General features: G+C 71.0%; 2 protein-coding genes. Both read right to left on the bottom strand.

Annotated features, from left to right (window positions below; genetic code table 11):
- A partial coding sequence (locus AB0F10_RS45470; RefSeq protein ID WP_360640824.1) for a M4 family metallopeptidase occupies window positions 1-1,209 on the bottom strand: 1,209 nt, incomplete at its 3' end.
- 89 nt (window positions 1,210-1,298) lie between these two features.
- Window positions 1,299-1,726 (bottom strand): helix-turn-helix transcriptional regulator (locus AB0F10_RS45465; protein ID WP_360640822.1); only part of this gene is annotated, 428 nt, incomplete at its 5' end.

Genomic DNA, 1,726 nt, shown 5'->3' with positions numbered 1-1,726 from the left:
GTCGCCGGCGAGCGACGGGTTGTACATGTAGCGGATCGGGCCGTCGCCGACCAGGTCGACCTCCTCGCCGACCGTGTAGTCCGGCGGGTCGAGCGCGCTGTTCGCGTACGCCTCGGTGAGGGCACCGAAGATGTCACCGGTGGACTCGTTGATGCCGCCGTTCTCGTTGCCGCTGCCGGCACCGCCCGGGGTGCTCTGGAAGACGGCGTGACCGAGTTCGTGTCCGACGACGTCGATCGGGGTGGCCTGGCGGGTGTTCGCCTGGTTGTGGCCGAAGTTGACGTAGGAGCCGTTCCAGTAGGCGTTGACGTCGGCGAGCCCGACCCGGATCGGCGGGGTGTTGCCGTTGCCCAGGATGCCGTTGCGGTTGAACCAGGCCGAGAACATGTCGGCCTCGCGCTGCGCGCCCCACAGCGCGTCGACGCAGGCGGTCTCCAGGTTCGTGCCCGAACCGTTGCCCCACGCGTCGTCGGTGCCGGTGTAGGCCGAGCCGTTCTGCCCGCCGCACTTGAGACCCGGCCGGGTCGTGTCGGTCATGGAGAAGGAGGAGCCGGAGCCCGACGTGTTGATGGTGACGTTGCCGTAGTAGTAGCCGTTGCCGGTGCCCTCGCGCACGTCGTCGACCTGGTCGAGCACGGCGCCGGTGGCGGCGTCGACGAAGATGTGCAGGTTGCTCGGCTTGTTCTGGGCCGTGCGGCCCTCGACGGCCACCTCGTAGGCGAGCTTCGGAGTGCCCCAGGCGAGGACCTTGAGGACCGCCGCCGACGCGCTGTCCACCTTGGCCAGTTGCGCCTTGGCCGTGGCGGCCGCCTGCGCCCCGGTGATCTTCGCCGTGGTGCCGACGTTGATCTCCGCGGTCTGCGCCACCGCGGTGCCCTTGACGGCGCCGGCGGCGTCCGTCGTGACGACCACGTCGCCACCGACGACGGGCAGGCCCTCGAAGGACCGCGCGTACGTCACGTACTGCAGGCCACGGGTGCCCTGCACGACACCGGTGCGCTTGAGGGAGTCGCCGTCGGAACGATGCAGCACATTCTCGGCGGCGGCACTGTCGACTAGCTGGTCGGCGGAGGAGGCGGCAAGGGCCGCGGGTGCGGGTGCGGGGCTCGGTGCCTGTTGCGGGCCGGCCGAGGCGGGCGAGGCCGCCAGCGCCAGCGCCGCCCCGGTGGCCAGGGCCACCGAGGCTGTGATGAGCTTCTTACGTCCCACGCTAGTACTCCTTTACTCGACCCGGTCAGGGCGAGGCCTGGGCTCGGTGTCCCGGGGTCGGGGGGCACCGGGCTGGCTTTGCTGTGACGCTATGCATCGACAACTGTCACCGAATCAGGGAAAACCCTTGTCGTCGCCGGGTCAAGGGCCGGCAGCCTGGACGAGAGCTGGGTGCGTGAACGTACGCCGAGCTTGCGGTAGACCCGGGTGAGCGTCGCCTCGACCGTCTTGACGCTCAGATACAGCTGGCTGGCGATCTCCCGGTTGCTGGCGCCGTCACGGACCAGGACGGCGATGCGCACCTCGGTGGAGGTGAGCCCGGAGTCGGCCGGCTGCGCCGAGGTCCCCTCGGTGCGGGTCTGCGCGCGCTCCGTCTGCTCGGTCCACGGCTTGGCGTCGGCGGCCAGGAAGATCGCCAGGGCGGCGCCGATCGCCGCCCGGGCCGCCGCGTAACGGCGCCGGCGCCGCTCGGCGCCGCCCTGGACGAGCAGCGCGTGCGCCTGTTCGATGGGCTGGT

This window comes from Actinoplanes sp. NPDC026623 (genome assembly GCF_040638275.1).
GTDB lineage: Bacteria > Actinomycetota > Actinomycetes > Mycobacteriales > Micromonosporaceae > Actinoplanes.
This window is presented reverse-complemented; position numbering and strand designations above follow the sequence as displayed.